Source organism: Vibrio sp. 1978 (assembly GCF_033344345.1).
In genome coordinates this window covers 1-619 of record NZ_JAWPOP010000662.1, presented here as the reverse complement: position 1 = coordinate 619, position 619 = coordinate 1, and the positions used below count along the sequence as shown (strand labels likewise).

Below are 619 nucleotides of genomic sequence, written 5' to 3'. Positions count from 1 at the left end.
CTGAGCGATGCAGTTTTTGAAATAGCCACCCTAAAGCAATAAGTGATGCACCCAAGCCTAAGAAGCTGATGGCGCGCCAGAACCCGTCCAAAGAGCTTACATCCCACAAGAAGACTTTCAACGCCACAAAGGCCAGTATAATTAAGCCGATGCGTTGCATCATCATCGCCTTGTGAGTGACGCCACGCCAAGTTAAAGCGCCACCAACCATTAATCCTGCCACTGAGTAGCTAAACAACTCCGCCATACTGGTCGGTTGAAACAGCGTCATTGACGTGGTTTGCCAGAACTGTCGAATCGACATCCCTAGCCAAATGGCCGCTAATGCAAAGCCAAGACATGCGACCGCTAATCGGTGTACACGCAGCGTATTCCAGCGTCTAACGACCGCAGCAATGAGAATGCACGTTGGCAGAAGCCAACCTAAACTCAGCATGTTGAACACCGGCATGGCTTGTGCCGATACGATGTTGGTGATGAGTGGCGATTCAACGCTGTTCAGCCATACCGTCAATAGCGCGAATACGCCCCACAATAAGTAGCTGTAGGCTTGATAAACAAGGGTGAGCTGCTGAGCAAATTGGCTGCGATAACTGTAAACCAAGCCCATAACCAGAGC

General features: G+C 50.4%; 1 protein-coding gene. It reads right to left on the bottom strand.

Annotated features, from left to right (window positions below; translation table 11 throughout):
* A partial coding sequence (locus tag R8N49_RS28410) for a DUF2339 domain-containing protein (RefSeq protein ID WP_318190604.1) occupies positions 1 to 619 on the bottom strand: 619 nt, incomplete at both ends.